A 22173-nucleotide genomic window follows, 5' to 3' on the forward strand; every position below is an offset into this window, starting at 1 on the left:
AGTAAAACTGCGCTCCGGACCCAACCGGCCTTGATGGCCGGTTTTTTTACTAGCGCTCAGGCGATATCATGCCGCAGAAATAACACCGGTGTCAGTTTACCGCCCGAAAAATTCATCCGCCTGTTGGTATTCCTTTGATTGTCTTCACCGATATTCGCTTCAGGCCGTCTATTGCCATTTCAAGGTAGGTACGTGGACATCCCAGATTTAAACGGATAAATCCGCTGCCCGCCGGGCCAAAGCTGCTGCCCATTGAAGGAGCAATACCCGCGACATCCGCCATTACCCATTTTAGCTGTTCGTCATCCAGTCCCAGTTTTTTACAATCCATCCATAATAAATAGGTTCCCTGCGCCGGGACAATTCTTGCCCAGGGGAGATGCTCTGTCGCCTGTTCAACAAACCAGCGGCGGTTTTCCGCCAGGTAATCCAGTAGCGAATCCAGCCACTGTCTGCTTTCATTCCATGCGGTAGTCGCCGCCTGAACGGAGAGAGCGTTAAAGACGTCCAACCCATGAGCGTCCAGACGAGACAGGAAACGCTGGCGAAGCGTAGGATCGGGAATGAGAAAATTAGAAATTCGCAACGACGATAAGCCAAACGTTTTGCTGGCCGCAGTGGCGGAGATGACCCGTTTATGCCAGCGCTCCCCTAAATGCAGTACCGAGGTAAAGGTTTCGCCGGGCAGCAATAGATCGGCCCATATTTCATCCGAGATGAGAGTGACATCATAAGCTTCACATAATAAAAGCAGTTGCTCCAGCTCGTTGGCCGACCAGCAACGCCCGGTTGGATTATGTGGATTACACAAAATCATCAGCGGAGGGCGCTCATGGCGAAACAGCCTTTCCAGTTGGCAAAAATCCATCTGGTAGCCGTCGTCCGGCGACTCGCTAAGGGGATTCTCCAGCAGTTTTCTACCATTAAGCGTGATTATTTTGGCGAAGGAGCCATAGTATGGTCCCTGTACCACTACGCCGTCGCCTGAATGCGTCAACATTTGCACCAAGAGCGCCAACCCTGGTACGACGCCTTCCACGCTGCATACCCATTCCTGTTTTAACGTGAGCTGGTGGCGTGACGAAAACCAGTGAAGCAGGGCGTTAAAATAGGCCTCATCGCGTTCGCTATAGCCAAATACGCCGTGCTCGATTCGCTGATGTAATGCCGCCTGAACCTCAGGCGGGCAGGCAAAATCGAAATCAGAAACCCACATCGGCAGCAGTTTTCCAGCGCCGTCGCCAAAGTGGCGCTCAATAAAATCCCACTTTACCGAACCAGTATTGTTGCGATTGATAATCTGGTTAAAATCCATCTTGTTTCCTTATTATTCCGTCACTGACGATTGCGGCGACTTTTCTGAGGCGGGGGCGGTTCTGGCAATACCAATTCCGCTAAAACCATAAATTAATGCGAAGAAGATTGCCGCATAGCACTGGATAGCCCAGGGCAGAAGATCAAGCGTGCTAACGCCCAGCGTGGTTGCCATGTAGACGCCAGCCGAGGTCCACGGCAGGAGAGGTTCGATAACGGTACCGGCATCTTCTATCGTCCGTGAAAGGTTTTTAGTATCCAGCCCCATACGACGATAGGCATCTTTAAACAGTTCGGCGGGAACTAACAATGCCAGTTTACCGTCGCTGGTCGCTCCTGTGACCAAAATTGTGGTGCCGATAGTGGCGGCAATGAGCTGACCAACGCTATGAATAATAGTCAGCAGCCGGTTAATGATGATCGTTAACGCGCCGGTTAACGTTAGCGCTCCGGCAAATGAAAAAGCGCAGAAAACTAACAGTATTGTTCCCATCATCGAGAACATTCCGCCCCGGTTTAGCAGGCGCGGAACATCGGCCACGACACCTTCTGCGCCTTGTGGGAACATGGCGATATCAAATCCATCAATGAAAGCGTCCAGTCCCTGTTTGATGCTCAGTCCCTGCATGATGACGCCGAGGAACAAGGCAAGTACGCAGGCGCTTAACATTAATGGGATGACAGGCTTCTTGCGAATTGCGCCCCACAGTACGATCACCGGCGGCAAAATAAGAACAATATTAAAATGGTATAGCGACTCCAGCGAGTGGATGATGTCCGTAACGCGCTGCGGCGTGGCCACCTCGCCCAGCATATTACTGTGTCCGGCGATAAGATAAACCACGGCGGCAAGCAGGAAACTTGGCAGGGTCGTCCAAAGTAAATGCTGAATATGCTCAAACAGAGTAGTGTCTGCGACAATCGCGGCAAAGTTAGTCGAGTCGGACAACGGTGAGATTTTGTCGCCGAAATAAGCGCCAGAAACGACGGCGCCAGCTGCTGCTGCAAGAGACACGTCCAGCCCGGCGGCAACCCCCATTAACGCAACGCCAACCGTCCCTGCGGACCCCCACGATGTACCGGTACAGACGGAGACCACGCTGGTTAAAAAGAAGGCTGCAATCAAAATATATTCCGGGCTTATGAGTTTTAGCCCCCAGTACACCATGTAGGGAATGGTGCCGCTAAACATCCAGGTGCCAATCAAACCGCCCACGCAGATCAGGATCATGATAACCGGCATTGCTTTAGCCAGCTTATCCACCACTGAGTTGATGATGTCTTCCCAACAGTATCCTTGCCACCATGCAATGCCTGCCGCTACCGCCGCAGAGCACAGAAGGAGCGGTTCGATACGTAGCCCCATGATGCCGTAACCGATAATCAACAATAACAACATGGAGATGACTGGGATTAGCGCTAAACCCAATGACAGCGTTTTCTTCTTGTTTTGTGATGCACTCATAATGGAGCTCCGGTCAGTAAGGTAGCTCAAGGGTAGGGGGATACGCTTCCCACTACTGTGATCCATTACTTTCGTCCATGTAACCGATTACATGAGAGGGGTTAATTTGATAGCCATCACAGTTTTTACTGTTGACGACGCATTCACCGTGAAAAATAGGGCGCGACAGAATCGCGGATCACCAGTTCGGCATTGAAATGATTGCTGCTGGGCGGCGGCGTAATGCCCTGGTATAACTGTATCGCCAGTTGCGCGGCACAACGCGCCATTTGTTCGACCGGATAATGCATTGTTGTTAACGCCGGATAAAGATACCGGGCCAGCACCACATCATCAAAGCCGACAATAGAGAGCTGTTGCGGAAGCTGAACGCCGCGTTGATGAAGAATACGCATAATGCCAGCGGCCATCACATCGTTAAACGTGACCGCTGCCGTAAGGGGAAGCCCGCTATTAATAAGTTGATGCGCGGCCCGCTCGCCGCCTTCTTCGTTAAACGGAACGCTAATCACCCAGCGAGGGTCTGGAGAAATACCATATTCTTCCAGCGCCTCACGGTAACCATCAAGGCGTTCCTGACGATCGATAATTGGCAAGTCAGATGTCACACAGGCAATGCGCCGATGCCCGTTCGCCAGGAGATATCGGGTCGCTTCCCTGGCGGCGCTGCGATTTTCCAGCCAGATACACCGGTTGGCCATACCGGCGATATAACGATTCACAACAACCAGCGCTGGAAAGTGGGCTGCGTAGCGCAGCAGCTCTTTATCCGGTAATCGGCTGGCGTGTACAACAATAGCCTCACAACCTTGATTAACCAGAAAATCCAGTCCCGCTTTTTCCATTTCTTCGTCGTGGCCGCCGCTACATACCATCAAGCGATACTGCTGCTTACGAGAAACATCTTCTACGCCGCGAGCAAGGTGGGCAAAAAAAGGATCAGCCAGATTGCCGGTTAACAATCCGAGCATATCGCCGCTACGTTTCGCCAGCGCGATAGCGGCGGCATTCCGGCGATAATTGAGATCGCGCATGGCTTTCTCTACACGTTCGCGCGTGACGGGTTCAACCCACGCGGTCTGGTTAATGACACGTGATACAGTCGCGGTTGATACACCGGCCAAAGATGCAACATCCTTTATTGTCGCCATGTTAAGCTCATATTTGTTCGTTTAAAGGGTATCAAAGCCATTGATTATCATGTTACGTGGAAATCAGTGCAATCACTGCGGCGCAGCCTGAATTTATAAACATTTTTAAAATCATCCTAAATCCTGGTAACTGCAAATTTTAGTAGCTACCTCAATGAGTTATTGACCACTGAATTTTCTACGATAACATGACTAACAATATACACATGATAAGAACCACTACACTGGGAAATCGTTGCGTGGTGGTTCGGAGATAGATGATGAGTAGTATTACAAAAAGCATACAGAATGAATATGTTTTATTGATGGAAAACGCTTTTTCTGAAAAATATAAATATGCGTTTAGAAATTTAGAACTGAAAGAATTACGTAGATTCATCCTGAAGGAGCTAATTAGCTCTCCCGAGTTAGATAATCAACTTACAAACCTAATCGTGTTGCTAAATAAATTTTGGGATACTCACGCCGCGGCGCTTATAACAGAAGTGCGGGCGTCTAAAAGTTATCGATTATTACTTCCGATTCAACGCTTTGGTTATAACATATCTAATCACCTTAGATCTTTGGGGATTTATTTTGATAGCATCATAATGGTTGATCCATTACATTTTCCTTCTCTTAGCTCACTGCATTCATTTTTGTCATTGCCACCAGATAATAGTTATGTCCGCATGCGCAGGTTGGTATTACTTGAACATGTTTCTAATCTATTTCGCGCCATCCCGTTTATGACTATTGATGATGATTATCCAATTTTTCTAATCGTTCCTGAATTACTGGATTTTGATAAAGAACGCAATCATGAACAATCTGCCGCTTTTCTAAGCCAGCTCTTTTTTAAAGATAGAAAAATGGATTACGCTACTTATTTAGCGTTTCTTGAGCACTTTGGGAGAAATGAAGAAACATTCCAGAAGTTCCTAACAAATAAAGAATTATTAAAAACATTGCTTAATAATTTCAATAACATCGAAAAAGAAGTCTGGGTTTACGATACAGATTTAAAGAGTTTTACAACAAGAGAGGTAGATCTTCTGGATTACGATCTGCCGTCAGCTATAGCAACCTTACTGGGTAAGGTTGAAGGTGCAATTTATGCACAACGATCAACTCAATTATCGGCAACACTATTAGGCATTGATCCGGTTATTTATAGTAACCATATGTTTTTACATGAATGGACTACGGAGCAGTTGGTCAAGGATTATGGTAAATTAAATCCTCTTTCTTCTGAAGAGCAAGCGATTACAATGGGCCTTTCAGCCGCGGAAGTAAAATTCCTTACTGCGCTTTCCGATCTGGAATTAAAAAAGATTAGAGAAAGAGGTCAACTGGAATCCTTAAGGCATGAACTAAGAATCTCAAGGCATGACTTGCAAGGAAAAACACCAGATCAAATGCAAGATGCGGCAGATAATTTTTCAAAACATTTAATCAATGTGGTCGAAGAGTATGGAAAATCGCATGAATCAGCCATTAAGAATTCAAAGAAAAAAAAGATCTCATCTGGATTAATTTTTGCAGGAACAGCCACGTTAGGTATAGCTTCACTTGCCATGCCGCAATTGACATTACTTTCAGCAGCAGCAACGGGAATTGGCCTGGCCTTTGGAGGTAAAAGTCTGGCAGATATTTTTAGTGAACATAAAGCACATAAAAATGAAATCCAGATATTAGAAAAAACACCCGTATCGCTTTTGTATGGGGCATATAAAAAGAAATAGTCATACTGTGTATACCGTCTGGTAGCGGAAGTCAGTTTTTGAAGCAATTGTCGTAAAGTTACTCAAACAATCATTTCGGCTTTGCTGATAAGCACAGCGGCTTGTCCGGTGGTGAGCCGGTAGTCACAGGGTAGGGGAGGAATACATCCTATGGCGTTTCAATGTCTGAAAACACTACCACATCTTGTGTCAGAGGGCCGCTGCGCGCCAGGCCGTTTCGCAAAGTTCGATTGCTTTTGCAGTCAGTACTGCCCTTAACAAATAGCCAGCTCGTTCACGACCTCAGCTACGCTCTTGATGCTGCGGATATTTCCAATGCCCGTGCCCAGCGCAATGTATCCTTCATCTGTATTACCTTCCAGCATGCCGATACGCAACCCTCGTAAACCTCCCATCGTCTGGGCCAGTTCTTCATTGCTTGCACCAGCTTTATCCATCGACACGAGCTTGTCAGCCAGCTTGCCAGGAAGTGAGCGGTAGTAATCTGGCAGGGTACGGAAAAGCAGCAAATCCAGGCCGTTAGCATTAATGATTTTATCCTTTACTGACTGCGGCACACGGCTTTCTTCTGTCCCAATAAACACCGAACCAGCAAAGACACCCTCTGCTCCCAGCGCATGGGCAGCACGGGCGGTACGGCTATCGGCAATCCCGCCTGCAGCCATGACGGGAACACTCTTCACCGAGTCCGCAATCAGCGGCACGATCGAAAAGGTGCCAAGCGCGGTGCCCGGCAATGTGCCACCTTCATCAAAACCTGTTGCAACAATAATGTCGGCGCCGGCTTTTTCCGCTAAACGTGTATTTTCAGGTGTCGGATTAATATCGCGGTAAATAATTGCAATACCCGACGCTTTTAGTTCATTAAACAGCGAAGTGATAATAGCTCCCTCTCCGTAACCGGTATAAACAACAGCTTTTACTCCCTCTTCCTTTATTACCTGTAGGATAGGCGGAGTCCAGATGTCGTTTTCAGGGGTTGGAATAAGGTTCACCCCGAATGGTTTTTCGGTAAGTTTTTTGGTTTTACGAATTTCTTCACGCATTTTTTCTGCTGTTTCTTCAGGCGTTGATACAGCAGTTTCCGCTGTTAAGCCCGCATTTGGGCCAAGCACACCCAAACCACCGGCGTTGCTTACGGCTGCAACCAGTCTTGCATCGGTAAGCCAGGACAGTGGGCCTTGTATAACAGGTTTTTCGATACCCAGGATCTGGCAGATACGGTTGTACTTCATGACGTGATCTCCTTCGAACAAATTTTCAGCCAGCCTTTTAGGCGACTGTGGTAGTTAATTAATCTGAAGAAGATCTTAAACCTCTTTATTGTTACGAAAAACCATCCAATCTTTAAAACAGAATTACTGATAAAGTAACAATCTTCAGGTCGGGTATGCACGAAAGAGCGTTATCAGAGATGTGCATCCGGACCAAAAACCTCGCACAGCCAGTCGATGAATACGCGAACTTTAGGTGCCAGATACCGACGATCCGGGTAAAGCAGTGAAACCGGTTTTGGCGGGGGCGGGAAATCAGTGAGGATCTCTGTCAGCTCTCCACTGGCAATAAAGGGTGCAAGAGACGGACGCAATCCGTGTAGAACCCCCAACCCCGCCAGCCCGCATGAAAGAAACGCTTCTGAATTGTCTACCAGGATGCTGGAGGGAATTTTTATTGACGCGATACTGCCATCAACCGTGAATTTCCACTCCATTATCTGCAGGCTGTGATTACTGAAAAAATTTACAGCCCGGTGGGACTTCATCAGCTCATCGATAGAGTGCGGCGTGCCATGCTTCGCAAGATAAGATGGCGCAGCACAGGTCACCATGGCTGCCGTTCCCAGACGTCTGGCAACAAAACTGGAGTCATTAAGCTCACCAAGTCGGATGACGCAGTCCACACGCTCGGCAATCAAATCAATCTTGCGATCGGACGTGCCAAGTACAATCTCAATATCCGGGTATCGGTTCTGAAAATCTCCAAGAGCCGGAATGATGACTGCCCGGGCGAGCGTAATAGGGACGTCAAGGCGCAGGCGGCCTTTCGGCGGTTGCGTGCTGGAAAATAATCGCCGGACGTCGTCCAGCTCGCTTAAGAGCGACAGGCAACGCTGGTAAAACTCTTCCCCTTCATCCGTCATACTGACCTGTCGTGTTGTACGATGCAGGAGCTTAACGCCCAGATCATGTTCCAGATTCTGAACGGCGCGGGTAACAGCAGGGCGGTGCAGCTCAAGCACCTCCGCCGCGCGGATAAAGCTCCCTTGCTCTACCACATTGACATAAATATTCATGGCTTCCAGCATATTCAGCTGCATCTGTTCTCAGTCCTCAACCATTATTTGTGTCGAAGGGGGAAGCTCCTTATAACATTCCTGTCTGCTGGAACATATCCCTTTCTGAACCGATTGTTTCATCTGGAGTAACATACTGCTATCGATATATGACTTTTACCGGGTGGTTGAGGTAAGACATGTCATTTGTAGAATCGCTATGCCAGGCGCGACGCTAAAATACGAGCCGATTATGTTTGACCGCCGCCAGTGTAGGTGGCGAGTGTGAATGCGAGACATTGGCAGACAGTGAATAATCAAACCTCGTGAAATGAGGTTCCCATTGATTTTTTAGTCCATGTCAGCGCAGCGCAGGAAAATTGCCCGTCGTCTGGAAAAAAGCTCGTCATTAAAACGGGAACTGTCGGAAATGGCTGTTGAGTCCTACGGCGATGCCATGTTATCTGCAGCGCGTGAAAAGAGTTTTCCGTCTGAAATGCCGTGGGTGCTCGCTGATGCGCTGCGCGACGATTTCATCCCGGACTGACACACTGACAGTGACGAATCGGTCACAATGGCCGGTTTTTTTATGCCTGCGCGGCGTGTGCTGCGTGAAATCGTGTGCAGGATAGCGGGTGCAAATCAACAGAATTCGCGCAGCGTCACGGCAGGGAAGGGATCAAACTTATCGGCCAGAAGTTTTTTGACATGCACGAATCCAGCCGCCTTAACATGTCTTTTAAATGTTCTGGTGCATTTAACATAATATACATTATGCGCACTAATCTTGTAGAGGCTCAATGCTAATGTCTATTTGTGGCTCATTTTATAGGAATGTCCAGGCTATAGTTCTCAGATCTGTATGTCTAAACAACGACTCGCATTTTCCTGATGAGACGTTTTCTATGGCTATACATGACGCCGGGATGTTCACCAGTGAAAGAAATCAACCGCCTCAAAATCCTGCAGGATGTCATCGACCGCAATTTACGTCCCGGTCAGGCTGCTGAGATGCCCGGCATTACGCCACGCCATTGCAGCCAGCTGCTGAAACGTTATCGTCAACTCGGACCACTTGGCATGAGCAACCATAGTCGTGGCCGCGCTGGTAACCGTCTGTTGCCAACTTCACTGATAGATCAGGCACTCCGTATAATCCGGGAGCACTACCGTGATTTTGACCCCACGCTGGCGCGGGAAAATCTGGAGGAAGTTCACGGTCTGGTTCTTGGCAAGGAAACTATCCGACGCCTCATGATAAAAGCCGGAATCTGGATCCCTCGCAGACAACGTGCGCCGAAAATTCATCAGCCTCGTTACCGGCGGTCTTGTACTGGCTAACTGATACAAATTGATGGCTGTGACCATCACTGGTTTGAAAACCGGGGGCGACCCTGTACTGCTCTTGTCTATGTTGACGATGCCACCAGTCGCCTGATGCACCTGCTGTTTGTGAAATCTGAATCCACAGATTGAGGACAGCGAGCACAGTCGCCGGGCCATCGGTAAATATATCGAAGTCTGGCATTATACTGACGAGCATAAGGAGCTGCGGCTGAATGACGTTCTGCTCCCCTATTCCACCTTCGACCTGTTATCGGAGGTGGACCCCGTCGCAATTATTGATAATAAAAGACTGGGTCATGTGCTTGAAGTTGCGCGCCAGGTCCAGAGAAAACGGGACAATAATCGCTCACTTAAATAAAGAGATGTCGTAAAAATGCCAGCTCAGGCCTGCGCTGCGCCAAAAAATCAACTAACGGATTGAACCACTCTGGACGCTGCCACTGCGAAAAGTCAGGACAATTCGCTGTCGTCATCGGACTATTCATCAATGGATGTTCAATCATTGGTGTACTTAACCCTTGACGTGCTCGCCAGTTTTTTACCGCCTGATATTCAAATGGCCAGAGTAATAGATCCTGACGCTGAATTTCATAGCCAGTCAAGCAACAACGCTTATCGCTATTATGAAAATCAGTCCACTCAAGATGCTTATCGCATAGCGTAATCAATCCGGTGCGGACTAGTTCATCATCTGATGACAATAAAATGTTTTGGCAAAAGTCCAGATAGACAGGATCAACACGCACTTGCATTGCTTCCCAGTTGATTGTATCCCCCCGTTCACGCGCCATTATCTCCATCGCCAGGATACCCAATTTCTGTTCACGATAAAACGGAACAATTTCTTTCAATACGCCGCTTTGAAACCCGCGCTGAATGGCCGGATAGCAGTAAGGAACTAAAGAGAATTGATTGCAGGCGAATAGTGTTAACCAACTCTCTCCCTGCTGGCTAAACTTCGTGGTATATCCCCGTTCTTCCCGAATATCAAAATGATCGCAGGCTAGCTCGATACTCCATAGAGCAAGATTGGTACAAAGCAACGAGTTATCTGCTTTCCCTGTTTTATAGCAACCATCAAAATAGAGCGTGCCATTAGCCTGAAAGTTACCCCTTCCGGATGTGTTTCCGACACCGTGCCGATGCCGGCTATTTTCTGCAGCCAATACGTTTCCGCATAGGGTCAGTATATGCAGATTATATATGTAGCAGATGCAGGACATATGGATATGTGTTACCTATCCCTTCTTCTCTCTTTTTACGGCAGGACCAAAAAAGGCAAAAAAGGATCTTTTAACATGTCTTCGTCATACGTATGACTACTTTGATACCGATCCTGGTCAGGACGATGCAATTTACGCAGATGGACAGCCAGATTTTATCTCTGTACGCCAAAGGTGTTTCAGAAGTAATTGAGAACCATTAATCCTGGGCCAGTGAATCCTGAAGAGTTCAGAACCAGCCTTAAATGTTAGCCCCCTCCCACTCCGCGCACTCCTCTGAAGTTTGCCAGTGCAGTCCGCTGCTCCACCATCAACTGACGAGTGCTTCGAAGAGCCTTCATATCCTACTGCTCAACTGTTTTGATGGCAACGAAATGATTTCCTGGATTTATTGATATTGAGGATGAATGGTCAGATTGCCAGGTTGATGGCGAAAGATTGAATGAAGATATTACACGCGCAGTAGATAACTATTAAACATGGAGTTTTTCCGAAAAACCTTAGGGAGTTTAAAAACAAGTTATTATATTCGCCACTTCACTATATCATCCTGCTGCTATTGGTAAATCTGCACCTGATACACGAGAATCATACACCACTAGTACAAAAGATTTATGAAAAAAGCGATGTCTGGAGAGGTGTAAAAAAATTAACAGCCTCAGGAATGAGACAAACGTGCAGTATTACCAACACTGAATGTTCTTGGTTGGGTGATTTTTAAACACAAGGAAAGGGTAAATTATGAACAAAACCGTGTATGTACCAAGCTACTTCCAACCTATCTACAAAGAGGTAACGGTCAAAGTTCCCACCGGAAATACAAAACGATTTCTTGGATTTATTGATATTGAGGAAAAAATCCGCAAAAAAGAGGTAGTACAGGAAGGATGGTCAGATTGCCAGGTTGATGGTGAAAGATTGAATGAAGATATTACACGCACAGTAGATAAGCTCAACCAAGACGGATTTGAAGTTATTAGCATAACGCCAGTAACGTCCGGAAACTGGGGATTTAAATATGACTCAGGGTCTATCAACAATGGAACCGGCAGAGGTGGATATGGTTACGGATATGGTTACTCTTATACCGAAGGTGTTTTAATCCTCGCAAAGGAAAAGGGAGCTTATTAAATATGGAGTTATTCCGAAAAACTTTAGGGGGTTTAAAAGCAAGTTATTATATTCGCCATTTCATTTTTGGCGCGATAATTTCAACATTCTTTATTTACATCTCTATGCAGAATCCTTCTGGGATGAAGGTGGGTAATGTAATATTCTTTGTTATCAATGCGTTACTTTATCCATATGCAAGATTCGTATATGAGCAGGTTGTTTCGTTCATAATGGGTGAAAATGTCTTCTTCATCAATGCGATAGTGATGTTAATGGCTAAGGTCATCACAATGTGCTTATGTTGGATATTTTCAATATTTATCGCTCCAGTTGGATTGGCATATCTTTATTATTATCATTCCAGGGGTGATTAGGTATTGGAAAATAGCAATTGGTTCGCCCAATGACGTTATGCTAAAAAGGCCGTTGCGGGATCCGATTTTCGCAGCGGCCTTTTCAACAGCCGTACATTATGCGCATTTAAATTGTAGAGGCCCAATGCTAATGCCTATTTGTAGCCATTTTTGTCCAGGTTTGTCGACCAGTGTCCTGAGCACCCAGATGGCCGCGCTGCGCCTGGGTATCTCTGTCCGTCACTTCCGAGTGTGATCTTACTCACATAATGTGGACGCTCTAAGCGAGGTTCTGGACATCTGAAATTAGCCTTGAAAAAACCGTCAGCTGCCCGCATCACTGACCGGGCTGGAGCTGAATCCCCTTCGTGAAGGATGCTTTTATTAGTACTATTAAAGATGCTATATTTAGTCATCAACCAGGAGGTAAATTATGGCATTTCAAATTTTAACGACTACTGCAGCAAGCATTACAGAACTGAAACGTGATCCAATGGGAACTTTCAATGCCGGAGATGGCGCTCCAGTTGCCATTCTTAACCGCAATGAACCGGCTTTCTACTGTGTGCCTCCGGCACTTTATGCTCATCTTATGGATATTCTTGAGGATGAAGAACTCGGTCGTATTATCGATGAGCGTGCGAATGAACGCGTCATTGAGGTCAACATTGATGACTTATAAGCTGGCATTTAACGAATCAGCACTAAAAGAGTGGAAAAAACTGGGTCATACCATACAGGAACAGTTTAAAAAAAAGCTAAGGGAACGGCTTGAAAACCCTCGGGTTCCGGCTTCTCAATTACATGGAAGAAAGAATCAGTACAAAATTAAGCTGCGTGGTGCAGGATACAGACTGGTGTACAGCGTCGAAGATGAAATTATCACGGTAACTGTCATTGGTGTTGGAAAGCGTGAAAATGATGCCGTCTACAAAATGACACGACACAGAAGCTAATTACTCAGGAAATGCTCTCTTTCCCGTCAAGCGATACGACAAACAGGCTCAGTTCTTTTATGTGACGGCACCTTGACATATGCCACGTATATGAAACTATGGCCTACGTTGTGTATGTGACATTCATTTTATTCCCGCCCGGAGTGTTTACGCTATCTGAGGATAACATTATGACGCAACGTATCGCGGTTTTTCCTGCTGACCGCCATTCTCTGTATGAGGAACATGGGTATTCCGCAGCCATCCGTTCTGGTGATTTACTGTTTGTTTCAGGCCAGGTAGGCAGTCACACAGACGGAACGCCGGAGCCTGATTTTCAAAAACAAGTGAGGCTTGCTTTTGAAAACCTGAAAGCAACACTGACTGCAGCAGGATGCACATTCGATGACATAGTGGATGTCACCACCTTCCATACCGATCCAGAGCAACAACTTAACGACGTGATGGCGGTGAAACAGGAGATATTTGCCCATCCCCCTTATCCTAACTGGACCGCTGTTGGCGTTACCTGGCTGGCTGGCTTTGATTTCGAAATAAAGGTTATTGCCCGAATCCCCTGATGCTTATTCTCGGTAAAACCGGTAGCATTATGTGTACCGGTTTTATTTTATTCATCCCTACCCTACATCCTGTATGATTAACATGCAATCACCAAACATATCGAACTGACATGACTGGATATCTTCTGAGGCATAGGCCTTCATGAGTAGATCAACCCCAGCAAACTGACCAGTTAACACCATATGCGTCGTTTTTGGCTGATGTAAGTTCGTTAGCAGGCAGTCAACCACTTTAAGTTGATAACCTGGATGTATATAAAGCGCAGTCCAGCCAGAACTTGCTTTGAGGCAATTGTGTTCCCTCGAATACGCAGATTCCAGACATCGTGTAACGGTAGTTCCTACGGCAAAAATACGTCCGCCATTTTGCTTCGCAGTATTAATGATATCCGCTGTAGCTTGTGGAACCTCGTAGTATTCTTCGTTGATAGTCACTTCCTCTACACATTTTGTTTGTATTTTTCTGTTGGACAACATTTCTGTTGATGCAACATGTAAAGTGATGAAGGATATTAACCCACCTTTATCTTTGATTCTTTGGATAAGATCCCAGGTAAAATGAATGCCGGCAGAAGGTATTTCCAAAGAACCATACTTTTTAGAAAAAACGGAACGGTAAGCATCTGGATATTTATAAAACAAGCTGGAGTCCACATACTCATCAAGACGCTCACCATGACTGGCTAAATAGCAAATTAAGGCCTCATGATTTTCCACGACGGCCCGGTACTGGCTCTCCTCGCTAAACCTTTGTTCTATCTTAATGGAAATTTCAGGGTTATCAACCAAATAGAAAACATCATTCGCGTTAAGCCTTTCTTTTAAAAGTCCGGAAATAATTACTCTATTATTTGGTAAAAATCCCTCTAAAACAATTTTAATTAACCTATTCTGTCTTGTTTTACAGATAAACATATGGTTTATTATAGTACTGTCGTTAAAACAGATTACATCACCTTCTTTGATATAATCTGTTAATTTACTAAAGTCTACCTTATGAATTTCCCCTTTACTCCGGTTGAGGACAAGCATTTTACACTTTTCCCTGTATGAATCATTGGCTATCCAATGAGGTCTGAGTGGGATAGTCATCTGATCGGTAATGCGAAAATCATATTTTTCGGTAAGCATATATTTACCCTTTGAAAAACCATTGATACGGCGATTGTTATATAGCCGTATTCTGCAGTATACGTTGGCCTTTCAAAGGGTGAAAATTAACTCAATAAATGTTGTTGTTATATTTACTTTGCTGGATATTTAATCAATGTCAGATACCGATATTAGCCTGGACGATCGGATTTGACCGCCCTTTTCTTTTGCTTATTCCGGCATTGAAGCATCGCTATCCATTGCATCGGCAAACTTTTGCATTAACCGAACAAAGACATCAAGTTCATCCTGAGGCCAGTCTTTAAAAACAACTTTGCCCATTTGCTCTCGAGCGGCGTCTATACGCTCCGTCATCGCCTTTCCTGTCCGGGAGATAACGGCCTCGCGTATACGACGATCGATGGCATTATGCTGCCGTATTATCAACCCCAGCTTCTCCAGTTTGGCGACCTGTCGGCTTACCGTCGTATAATCACGACCGGCACGTTCGGCTAACTCAACAACGCCAATCGGCCCTAAACGTTCGATACTAATAAGGATCGAAAATAGCGCGCGATCGAGTTGAATCCCCGCCTCTGCAATTAATTTCTCATCATTACGAGGCCGGTTAAGCGCGCTCACCACGCGAATCAACGCACCGTGAAGCGCCTTCATTTGCTCGGAAATATGTGTATCTTGCACATTTTTATTTTCTGACATAGCATGTCTCCTCTTATGTGCATAATACACATATCGGAGAGACGATGACAAGATACACCACTACAGATGTACTGATCTGCGGCGCTGGCGTTACCGGGCTTACTTTAGCCATCGAACTGGCGCGTCACGGGGTCTCATTTCGCCTGATTGAGAAAAGAACGACGCCTTTTATCGGTTCTCGCGGTAAAGGTATTCAGCCGCGAACGCAAGAAATCTTCGAGGATCTTGGAATACTCAATAAAGTGGTCGCCGCCGGCGGGCTCTATCCCCGATTACGAACCTACCGTCACGACGGAAGCTATGTAGATTCAGATATTGCGCATCATACAAAACCGACCCATGCCGAACCCTACCATCTGCCATTGATGGTTCCACAGAACGTGACAGAAACGATTATGCGAGAGCAATTAAAAGCATGGGGACATCGGGTGGAGTTCGGCTGCGAGTTACGACATTTTGCGCAAACCCCACGCACAGTCACCGCGTATGTTGCCGGGCCGGCTGGAGAAGAGGTCATCATCGCGCATTATTTGATAGGTGCGGATGGCGGCGGAAGCTTTGTCAGAAAAAAATTAGGCGTCAGCTTCCCCGGTCGTACGTTGGGAATCCATGCGCTTGTGGCTGACGCTTCACTTTCCGGTCTGAACCGGGATGTATGGCACCATTTTAACGATGGCGATATGGCGCGGATGATAACGATTTGCCCTCTCGCCGGCACGCAGCTCTTTCAAATCCAGGCATTGTTGGCCCCGGATGACTCGCAGAATTTCTCAGCCGACGTGCTCACGGCTTTTCTTACTGAACGAATCGGGCGGACGGATGTTCGCATCCATTCGATTCCCTGGGTATCGAAGTACCAGATGAATGCGCGCATAGCGGAACATTACCGTGTGGGTAAGGTATTTTTAGCCGGTGATGCCGCTCATGTGCATCCGCCGACGGGTGGGCAAGGGTTAAATACCAGCATCCAGGATGCCTATAACCTGGGATGGAAAATGGCAGCCTCGCTGCGGGGCGCAGGAGAAGAGCTTCTCGATAGCTATGAACAGGAACGCCGCCCGGTAGCCGAATCACTGCTCCACCTTTCTACCCGATTACTTGACTCTCAAAAACAGGGTGGCATCAAACGAGAACGCGACGTTCAACAACTTGACATCCAGTATACCAACTCCCCCTTAGCCCACACGTTGCCCGAACGTCAGCATGGGTTACAAGCGGGAGAAAGAGCTCCGGATGCTCCTCTTTTGGGCGCTGGCGGCCAATCATTACGATTATTTCAGTTACTACAAGGTCCGGACTGGAATCTGTTGGCCTACGAAACCCACGGTAAGGTCATCGATGCGCGGCGAGGACTGCGTATTCATCACATTGGCGAGCAGGACGAGCTCATCGATACCCTGGGGCACTTCCGGGAATCCTATCATCTGGCGCCGGGTCAATGCGTGCTGATCCGACCCGATGGCTATGTCGGCGCATTCTTTCACGGCAAACAGAGCAACGATATTGAAAATTATCTCTCTCGTTTTGCCATAGGGATTAAAGATGAATACTAATGTCTATGAGAACACCGACAGCGAAACTATCACCCCGCTCAACAAGTGGCGTATTTTGCCTGTTTTCCTGCTTGTCGGCCTTTACGCCGCCAGTACAGCGGCTGTAATGTCGGTACTGCCTTTTTATATCCGCGAGATGGGCGGTTCGCCGCTTATCATTGGAATCATCATCGCCACTGAAGCTTTTAGCCAATTTTGTGCGGCGCCCCTGATTGGCCACCTTTCCGATCGCGTTGGCCGCAAGCGAATACTGATTGTCACGCTGGCTATTGCGGCGATAAGTTTACTATTACTCGCCAACGCGCAATGTATCCTGTTTATCCTGCTCGCCCGCACGCTTTTTGGCATTAGCGCCGGGAATTTGTCAGCCGCCGCAGCCTATATTGCCGATTGTACGCACGTCAGAAATCGGCGCCAGGCAATCGGTATCCTCACAGGCTGCATTGGTTTAGGCGGTATTGTCGGGGCAGGCGTTTCCGGGTGGCTATCGCGTATCAGTCTGAGTGCGCCGATCTACGCCGCCTTTATACTTGTCCTTGGGGCTGCCCTGGTCGCGATTTGGGGGTTAAAAGACCCTTCCACAACATCACGTACCACAGATAAAATAGCGTCGTTCTCTGCCCGCGCTATTTTAAAGATGCCAGTCCTTCGCGTCTTAATCATCGTAATGCTTTGTCATTTCTTCGCCTATGGCATGTACTCTTCACAATTACCTGTTTTTCTTTCTGACACCTTCATCTGGAATGGGCTTCCCTTTGGGCCAAAAGCGTTAAGCTACCTGTTAATGGCGGACGGGGTTATTAATATTTTCGTTCAGCTATTTCTGTTAGGTTGGGTGAGCCAATATTTTTCGGAGCGAAAGCTAATTATCCTCATCTTCGCCCTTCTTTGTACTGGATTTCTCACTGCGGGTATCGCCACGACCATACCAGTGCTTATTTTTGCTATCGTTTGTATTAGCATCGCTGATGCGCTAGCCAAACCCACTTATCTTGCCGCCTTGTCCGTCCATGTATCGCCTGCCCGACAAGGTATCGTCATCGGAACGGCACAGGCATTAATCGCAATCGCTGATTTTATATCCCCCGTATTGGGCGGATTGGTCCTGGGTTATGCCCTGTATGGCGTCTGGATCGGTATAGCTATCGCTGTCGCCATTATTGGTCTGGTGACGGCAATGATTTACCTTTCAAAAAGTTCACCGCTAATAGTGAAACCAGAAACAGAATAATGTGACAACGTCACAAATATTATTGTTCCCTTCTTCCGTTATTTATCAAAAGTATTGTACTTATATTGAATGTTTAAGAGGTATTTATGGAAATTATGCTGGCTGGCATTTGCCCTTGTAAAGCGCGGGGAAAGCATGAAAAAAATATATCTCGTTGTTATCGTACTGTTTTTTATTTCTACAAAAGTTTATACACTACTTCATAACAACATCTTCTTTTGTCAAAACAGCCCGGAGTGTGATTTGTCTCATGTTCTCCCCGACTACCGGGAGCAGATTTCAGGCACACCGCTAAAATATACCTTGATTAATACAGCTCCATTAGCACAGGTGGTAGTCAGACACTATGAATTACTATCGCAACACTGGTCGCCAGATGACATGGTAACCCCTGCGCAATGGCGACATAACGTTGATATTTATATCCCTGAAACGGCAAAAGAGCACCATGCTTTGGTGGTTGTAAACAACGGAATTAATTATGATAAAGGCGTACAAATCACTGGTAAACCCGGTGATTTCCCCCAGGAAACACTGGCAAGCATCGCCCGTGATACGAATACCATCGTAATATCAGTGAGTGATATACCTAACCAATATTTAACCTTTCAGGATGATAAAAAGCCATTGAAAGAGGACGAAAGCGTTTCCCGAAGCTGGGCATTATTTATGGAAGCGCCGGAGAAACGTGAGTTAATGCCTTTAAATATTCCTATGGTCACTGCCATATCGCAAGCGATGAGATTAGCAAAAAAGGAGTTAACGCAATGGAATATAAATTCCTTTATCATTACAGGTATTTCAAAGCGTGGGTGGACCACCTGGTTGTCAGCTATTTCCGATCCTGATGTTGAAGCAATTGTTCCCTTCGCCATTGATCTACTTGATATTGATGCTTCACTTGAGCATATTTATCAATCATACGGTGGAAATTGGCCCATTACATTCTACCCCTACTACCAGCAAGGCATAGATGAGAAAATAAAATCCCCCACATTTACCCAGCTAAGGCAAATAATAGATCCGCTAAGATATCTCAACACTATTTATCAACCCCGCCTTGCAATACCGAAATATATTATTAATGCAAGCGGCGATGATTTTTTCGTACCAGACAATACTCGCTTTTATTATAGCAAACTTCCTGGCGTAAAATCATTACGTATAGTGCCTAATATGAACCACTACTCAATTAACCAGTTCGCTGAAGAAAGCCTCGTTCCATTTATTAACCGGTTTCAAAGTAAAAAACATTACCACAGTTGATCGACCTTATTCACCACCACCTTCTTACGGTCTATTTCTCAGAAGCGCCGGTAAAAGTCGTTCGCTGGACAGCCAACAATCCAAATGCGCGTGATTTTCGTTATGCCTGTGGTATCCGCTATCAGCCGCTTACAATAGATAGTCCCGTCAACAATAAGATCAGTATTACGCTAAATGAACCGAAGACAGGTTGGGAAGCTACCTATATCGAAGCAACTTTTAATGATGGCTATGTCGCCACGAGTCAGGTTTATATTACGCCCGATGAAAAATACCCACAGACAGCACCACCTTCCGTTAACGCCGCATGTCAAACGTTACCGGGGCGTGGATTAGGGGAAAACGATAGCCCCGATTGAATTTTCAAGTAATTCTCTGATTTTAAATAATTTTATCCATCACGCTTGCGATGGATAAAAATCCTCTGCGATAAATTTTTGTTATATTGATCACGTTCTAACCACAAGAGAGGTGATTTGAAAATAACCTTAAAATATTGTGGTCAGGCCGCTAGACCACAATAAGAGGATTAATCATGAAAAGAAAAACAATGGGATGGCTTATCGTTTTTCTTCTATTTATAGTTTACATGCTCAACTATATGGATCGTTCAGCATTGTCGATAACTGCCCCCTTGATCGAAAAGGAGTTAGGATTTAACGCCGCGGAGATGGGAATGATCTTCAGCGCATTTTTTATCGGATACGCCCTGTTTAATTTTATTGGTGGCTGGGCCAGCGATAAAGTTGGGCCAAAAACGGTTTTTCTCATCGCAGCGTTACTATGGTCTGTATTTTGTGGCTTAACTGGTTTGGTCACCGGATTGTGGACAATGCTTATCGTGCGCGTTCTTTTCGGTATGGCTGAAGGACCGGTCAGCGCTGCCGGAAATAAAATCATCAATAACTGGATTTCCCGAAAGGAGTCTGCCACGGCGATCGGAATTTTTAGCGCCGGTTCCCCGCTCGGCGGCGCGGTGTCCGGGCCGATTGTGGGCCTGTTGGCGTTATCCTTAGGCTGGCGCCCCGCATTTGGCATTATTTTCTTATTTGGCCTGGTCTGGGTATTGCTGTGGTACTTTATCGTTAGCGATAAGCCAACAATGAGTAAACGCCTGGCGCCGGAAGAACGCATTGATTTTGAAAATCATGAGGACGTTATTTTATCTGATGATGGCCGGGCTACGCCTTCACTCGGCTATTACATGAAACAACCAATGGTATGGGCGACAACTCTGGCTTTTTTCAGCTACAACTATATTCTTTTTTTCTTCCTGACCTGGTTCCCAAGTTACCTGAACCATTCGTTACATCTCGATATTAAAGAAATTAGTATCGCCACGGTAATTCCCTGGGTCATCGGCGCCATTGGTATGGTGCTCGGCGGCGTCTGTTCTGATGTAATTTATCGGATTACCGGTAATGCTCTGCTCTCACGTCGACTTATTCTGGGCGTATGTCTGGCAGGCGCGGCGGTATGTGTTGCCGTTTCCGGTACCGTTAGCACTATTGGTAGCGCAATTACGCTCATGTCAGTTTCACTCTTCCTGCTCTATTTAACGGGCCCAATTTATTGGGCGGTTATTCAGGATGTTGTTCATAAAGATAAGGTAGGGAGCGTCGGCGGAGCCATGCATGGCCTGGCTAATATATCCGGCATTATCGGTCCGCTTGTCACCGGTTTTATCGTTCAATTTAGCGGTAAATATGACTATGCGTTCTATCTGGCTGGTGCTATCGCTATCGTTTCAAGCCTGTTGGTCTTCGTGTTTGTAAAAAGTAAAGGATTCAAAGCCAATGAAAGTCAAAGCTGTGTTCATTAATAAGCCTGGTGAAGTTGAAACCCGCTGGGTGGATTATCCCCATAAGAAAGAAAATGAAGTATTAATTAAGGTTGATGCTGCAGGCATTTGCGGATCGGATATCGGGGCTTTTCGTGGAACGAACCCACTGGTTACTTATCCAAGAATTATCGGGCATGAAGTGACCGGAATTGTTCTTCAGGAAGGCGCCGGAATGCCGGACAATATTAAAAAAGGCGACCGCGTGATTGTTGACCCCTATATTTATTGTGGTCACTGCTACCCTTGCTCTGTCGGCAGAACTAACTGTTGTGAAAATTTAAACGTCATTGGCGTGCATGTCGATGGCGCAATGCAGGAGGTGGTTACTCATCCCGCACATTTAATTCATAAAATACCAGATAATGTGCCTTCTGAAATGGCGCCGCTGGCAGAACCGCTGACTATCGCTCTGCACGCGCTGCATCGGGCAAACGTTAAGGCTGGGGAGTATGTTGCCATCATCGGCGCGGGGGCCATTGGTCTTATGGCGGCATTAAGCGCGCGTCATTACAAGGCAACGCCTATTCTGATCGATATTGTGGAAGAAAGGTTACGCTATGCGCAAAAGCTTGGCGTTCCTTATGTACTGAACGCCGCTGACGATCAGGTTATCGACGTTATTAAAAATATCACCCACGGTACCATGGCGCAGGTCGTGATAGAAGCCTCCGGCGCAAATAGCGCTATTCGAAATACGCTTGATTTAGCATCGTTTGCTGGTCGTATTTCGTTTACCGGATGGCCAAAACAGGAAACGTCGCTGCCGACGAACCTGATCACCTACAAAGAACTGGATTTACGCGGTTCCCGCACCAGTGCCGGTGAATTTGATGAGGCATTACGCATGCTGTCAACGCTGGAGATTAATCCGCAAGATGTTGTCAGTAAGGTCGTCAATCTTGATGAGATCCCTGATGCAGTTAAAGAACTTGATCGCTATCCGGAGCGCTACTTAAAGATTAATGCTGTTTTCCATTGATTTACGGCGAG

Annotated in this window: 18 protein-coding genes and 3 pseudogenes; 13 read left to right on the forward strand and 8 right to left on the reverse strand. The window is 46.4% G+C overall.

All coding sequences use genetic code 11. From position 1 onward, the window contains the following. Nucleotides 1–112 precede the first annotated feature (112 nt). The 3 genes from EOS97_RS21565 to EOS97_RS21575 all read right to left on the reverse strand — a co-directional run bounded on the left by EOS97_RS21565 (nt 113) and on the right by EOS97_RS21575 (nt 3930). Nucleotides 113–1315, reverse strand: a complete 1203-nt coding sequence (locus tag EOS97_RS21565; RefSeq protein ID WP_000347163.1) for a MalY/PatB family protein — start codon at nt 1313–1315, stop codon at nt 113–115. A gap of 12 nt (nt 1316–1327) precedes the next feature. Then, nucleotides 1328–2779 (reverse strand): Na+/H+ antiporter NhaC, encoded by a 1452-nt coding sequence (nhaC, locus tag EOS97_RS21570; RefSeq protein WP_001276629.1) that lies wholly within the window; start codon nt 2777–2779, stop codon nt 1328–1330. Between the two features lie 143 nt (nt 2780–2922). Continuing rightward, complete coding sequence (locus tag EOS97_RS21575; protein WP_000201071.1) at nt 2923–3930, reverse strand: LacI family DNA-binding transcriptional regulator; 1008 nt, start codon at nt 3928–3930, stop codon at nt 2923–2925. A gap of 257 nt (nt 3931–4187) precedes the next feature. Here EOS97_RS21575 and EOS97_RS21580 point away from each other — a divergent pair, with 257 nt between their 5' ends. Then, nucleotides 4188–5654: a hypothetical protein gene (locus EOS97_RS21580; protein ID WP_127836195.1), complete on the forward strand. Its 1467-nt coding sequence runs from the start codon at nt 4188–4190 to the stop codon at nt 5652–5654. A gap of 254 nt (nt 5655–5908) precedes the next feature. On the opposite strand, the gene EOS97_RS21585 is transcribed toward EOS97_RS21580, so the two are convergent. Next, nucleotides 5909–6889: a nitronate monooxygenase family protein gene (locus tag EOS97_RS21585; RefSeq protein ID WP_127836196.1), complete on the reverse strand. Its 981-nt coding sequence runs from the start codon at nt 6887–6889 to the stop codon at nt 5909–5911. Nucleotides 6890–7062: 173 nt separating this feature from the next. After that, entirely contained in the window at nt 7063–7971 is a 909-nt protein-coding gene (locus EOS97_RS21590; RefSeq protein ID WP_001176641.1) for a LysR family transcriptional regulator, read from the reverse strand. A 313-nt stretch (nt 7972–8284) separates the two neighbouring features. Here EOS97_RS21590 and EOS97_RS21595 point away from each other — a divergent pair, with 313 nt between their 5' ends. Both EOS97_RS21595 and EOS97_RS21605 read left to right on the forward strand, forming a co-directional pair. Further along, a complete protein-coding gene (locus tag EOS97_RS21595) occupies nt 8285–8473 on the forward strand; it encodes a DUF29 family protein (protein ID WP_001276026.1) in 189 nt (62 codons plus the stop codon). A gap of 368 nt (nt 8474–8841) precedes the next feature. Next, nucleotides 8842–9622, forward strand: a pseudogene (locus tag EOS97_RS21605) (helix-turn-helix domain-containing protein); the annotation flags it as partial. A 1-nt stretch (nt 9623) separates the two neighbouring features. Here EOS97_RS21605 and EOS97_RS21610 read toward each other — a convergent pair. Further along, a pseudogene (locus tag EOS97_RS21610) lies at nt 9624–10376 on the reverse strand (hypothetical protein); the annotation flags it as partial. An 861-nt stretch (nt 10377–11237) separates the two neighbouring features. On the opposite strand from EOS97_RS21610, the gene EOS97_RS21620 reads away from it, so the two are divergent. The 5 genes from EOS97_RS21620 to EOS97_RS21640 all read left to right on the forward strand — a co-directional run bounded on the left by EOS97_RS21620 (nt 11238) and on the right by EOS97_RS21640 (nt 13478). Further along, nucleotides 11238–11627, forward strand: a complete 390-nt coding sequence (locus EOS97_RS21620) for a hypothetical protein (RefSeq protein WP_001044696.1) — start codon at nt 11238–11240, stop codon at nt 11625–11627. A 2-nt stretch (nt 11628–11629) separates the two neighbouring features. Continuing rightward, entirely contained in the window at nt 11630–11983 is a 354-nt protein-coding gene (locus EOS97_RS27285; protein WP_000418733.1) for a hypothetical protein, read from the forward strand. Between the two features lie 412 nt (nt 11984–12395). Further along, nucleotides 12396–12644, forward strand: a complete 249-nt coding sequence (locus tag EOS97_RS21630; protein WP_000885424.1) for a type II toxin-antitoxin system Phd/YefM family antitoxin — start codon at nt 12396–12398, stop codon at nt 12642–12644. Continuing rightward, nucleotides 12634–12918, forward strand: a complete 285-nt coding sequence (locus EOS97_RS21635) for a type II toxin-antitoxin system RelE/ParE family toxin (RefSeq protein WP_000221347.1) — start codon at nt 12634–12636, stop codon at nt 12916–12918. Before EOS97_RS21630 ends, EOS97_RS21635 begins: the two co-directional genes overlap by 11 nt. Nucleotides 12919–13088: 170 nt before the next feature. Then, entirely contained in the window at nt 13089–13478 is a 390-nt protein-coding gene (locus EOS97_RS21640) for a RidA family protein (RefSeq protein ID WP_000194089.1), read from the forward strand. 57 nt (nt 13479–13535) lie between these two features. Here the strand turns inward: EOS97_RS21640 and EOS97_RS21645 are convergent, their stop codons facing one another. Beyond that, nucleotides 13536–14609, reverse strand: coding sequence for an S-adenosylmethionine:tRNA ribosyltransferase-isomerase (locus EOS97_RS21645; RefSeq protein ID WP_000954689.1), 1074 nt, complete (start codon nt 14607–14609; stop codon nt 13536–13538). Nucleotides 14610–14801: 192 nt separating this feature from the next. Then, nucleotides 14802–15290 carry a MarR family winged helix-turn-helix transcriptional regulator gene (locus EOS97_RS21650; RefSeq protein WP_001293634.1) on the reverse strand — a complete coding sequence of 163 codons (489 nt, stop codon included), beginning with the start codon at nt 15288–15290 and terminating at the stop codon, nt 14802–14804. Nucleotides 15291–15334: 44 nt separating this feature from the next. Here EOS97_RS21650 and EOS97_RS21655 point away from each other — a divergent pair, with 44 nt between their 5' ends. From EOS97_RS21655 to EOS97_RS21675, 5 genes and pseudogenes are all read left to right on the forward strand, one after another. Further along, a complete protein-coding gene (locus EOS97_RS21655) occupies nt 15335–16843 on the forward strand; it encodes an FAD-dependent oxidoreductase (protein WP_000199412.1) in 1509 nt (502 codons plus the stop codon). Continuing rightward, nucleotides 16833–18074 carry an MFS transporter gene (locus tag EOS97_RS21660; RefSeq protein ID WP_001095742.1) on the forward strand — a complete coding sequence of 414 codons (1242 nt, stop codon included), beginning with the start codon at nt 16833–16835 and terminating at the stop codon, nt 18072–18074. Before EOS97_RS21655 ends, EOS97_RS21660 begins: the two co-directional genes overlap by 11 nt. A 69-nt stretch (nt 18075–18143) precedes the next feature. Next, nucleotides 18144–19699: pseudogene (locus EOS97_RS21665) on the forward strand (PhoPQ-activated pathogenicity-related family protein). Between the two features lie 176 nt (nt 19700–19875). Continuing rightward, nucleotides 19876–21162 (forward strand): MFS transporter, encoded by a 1287-nt coding sequence (locus EOS97_RS21670; protein WP_000824240.1) that lies wholly within the window; start codon nt 19876–19878, stop codon nt 21160–21162. After that, a complete protein-coding gene (locus tag EOS97_RS21675; RefSeq protein WP_000864930.1) occupies nt 21137–22162 on the forward strand; it encodes a zinc-binding alcohol dehydrogenase family protein in 1026 nt (341 codons plus the stop codon). Before EOS97_RS21670 ends, EOS97_RS21675 begins: the two co-directional genes overlap by 26 nt. Nucleotides 22163–22173: the final 11 nt, after the last annotated feature.

The sequence above is a fragment of the Salmonella sp. SSDFZ54 genome, from assembly GCF_004010735.1.
Taxonomy (GTDB): Bacteria; Pseudomonadota; Gammaproteobacteria; order Enterobacterales; family Enterobacteriaceae; genus Salmonella; species Salmonella enterica.

Excerpts from the sequence above, each read along its gene's own strand:
- EOS97_RS21565 (WP_000347163.1), bottom strand. The coding sequence starts at position 1,315 with ATGGATTTTAACCAGATTATCAATCGCAACAATACTGGTTCGGTAAAG.
- nhaC (WP_001276629.1), bottom strand. The coding sequence starts at position 2,779 with ATGAGTGCATCACAAAACAAGAAGAAAACGCTGTCATTGGGTTTAGCG.
- EOS97_RS21575 (WP_000201071.1), bottom strand. The coding sequence starts at position 3,930 with ATGGCGACAATAAAGGATGTTGCATCTTTGGCCGGTGTATCAACCGCG.
- EOS97_RS21580 (WP_127836195.1), top strand. The coding sequence starts at position 4,188 with ATGATGAGTAGTATTACAAAAAGCATACAGAATGAATATGTTTTATTG.
- EOS97_RS21585 (WP_127836196.1), bottom strand. The coding sequence starts at position 6,889 with ATGAAGTACAACCGTATCTGCCAGATCCTGGGTATCGAAAAACCTGTT.
- EOS97_RS21590 (WP_001176641.1), bottom strand. The coding sequence starts at position 7,971 with ATGCAGCTGAATATGCTGGAAGCCATGAATATTTATGTCAATGTGGTA.
- EOS97_RS21595 (WP_001276026.1), top strand. The coding sequence starts at position 8,285 with ATGTCAGCGCAGCGCAGGAAAATTGCCCGTCGTCTGGAAAAAAGCTCG.
- EOS97_RS21620 (WP_001044696.1), top strand. The coding sequence starts at position 11,238 with ATGAACAAAACCGTGTATGTACCAAGCTACTTCCAACCTATCTACAAA.
- EOS97_RS27285 (WP_000418733.1), top strand. The coding sequence starts at position 11,630 with ATGGAGTTATTCCGAAAAACTTTAGGGGGTTTAAAAGCAAGTTATTAT.
- EOS97_RS21630 (WP_000885424.1), top strand. The coding sequence starts at position 12,396 with ATGGCATTTCAAATTTTAACGACTACTGCAGCAAGCATTACAGAACTG.
- EOS97_RS21635 (WP_000221347.1), top strand. The coding sequence starts at position 12,634 with ATGACTTATAAGCTGGCATTTAACGAATCAGCACTAAAAGAGTGGAAA.
- EOS97_RS21640 (WP_000194089.1), top strand. The coding sequence starts at position 13,089 with ATGACGCAACGTATCGCGGTTTTTCCTGCTGACCGCCATTCTCTGTAT.
- EOS97_RS21645 (WP_000954689.1), bottom strand. The coding sequence starts at position 14,609 with ATGCTTACCGAAAAATATGATTTTCGCATTACCGATCAGATGACTATC.
- EOS97_RS21650 (WP_001293634.1), bottom strand. The coding sequence starts at position 15,290 with ATGTCAGAAAATAAAAATGTGCAAGATACACATATTTCCGAGCAAATG.
- EOS97_RS21655 (WP_000199412.1), top strand. The coding sequence starts at position 15,335 with ATGACAAGATACACCACTACAGATGTACTGATCTGCGGCGCTGGCGTT.
- EOS97_RS21660 (WP_001095742.1), top strand. The coding sequence starts at position 16,833 with ATGAATACTAATGTCTATGAGAACACCGACAGCGAAACTATCACCCCG.
- EOS97_RS21670 (WP_000824240.1), top strand. The coding sequence starts at position 19,876 with ATGAAAAGAAAAACAATGGGATGGCTTATCGTTTTTCTTCTATTTATA.
- EOS97_RS21675 (WP_000864930.1), top strand. The coding sequence starts at position 21,137 with ATGAAAGTCAAAGCTGTGTTCATTAATAAGCCTGGTGAAGTTGAAACC.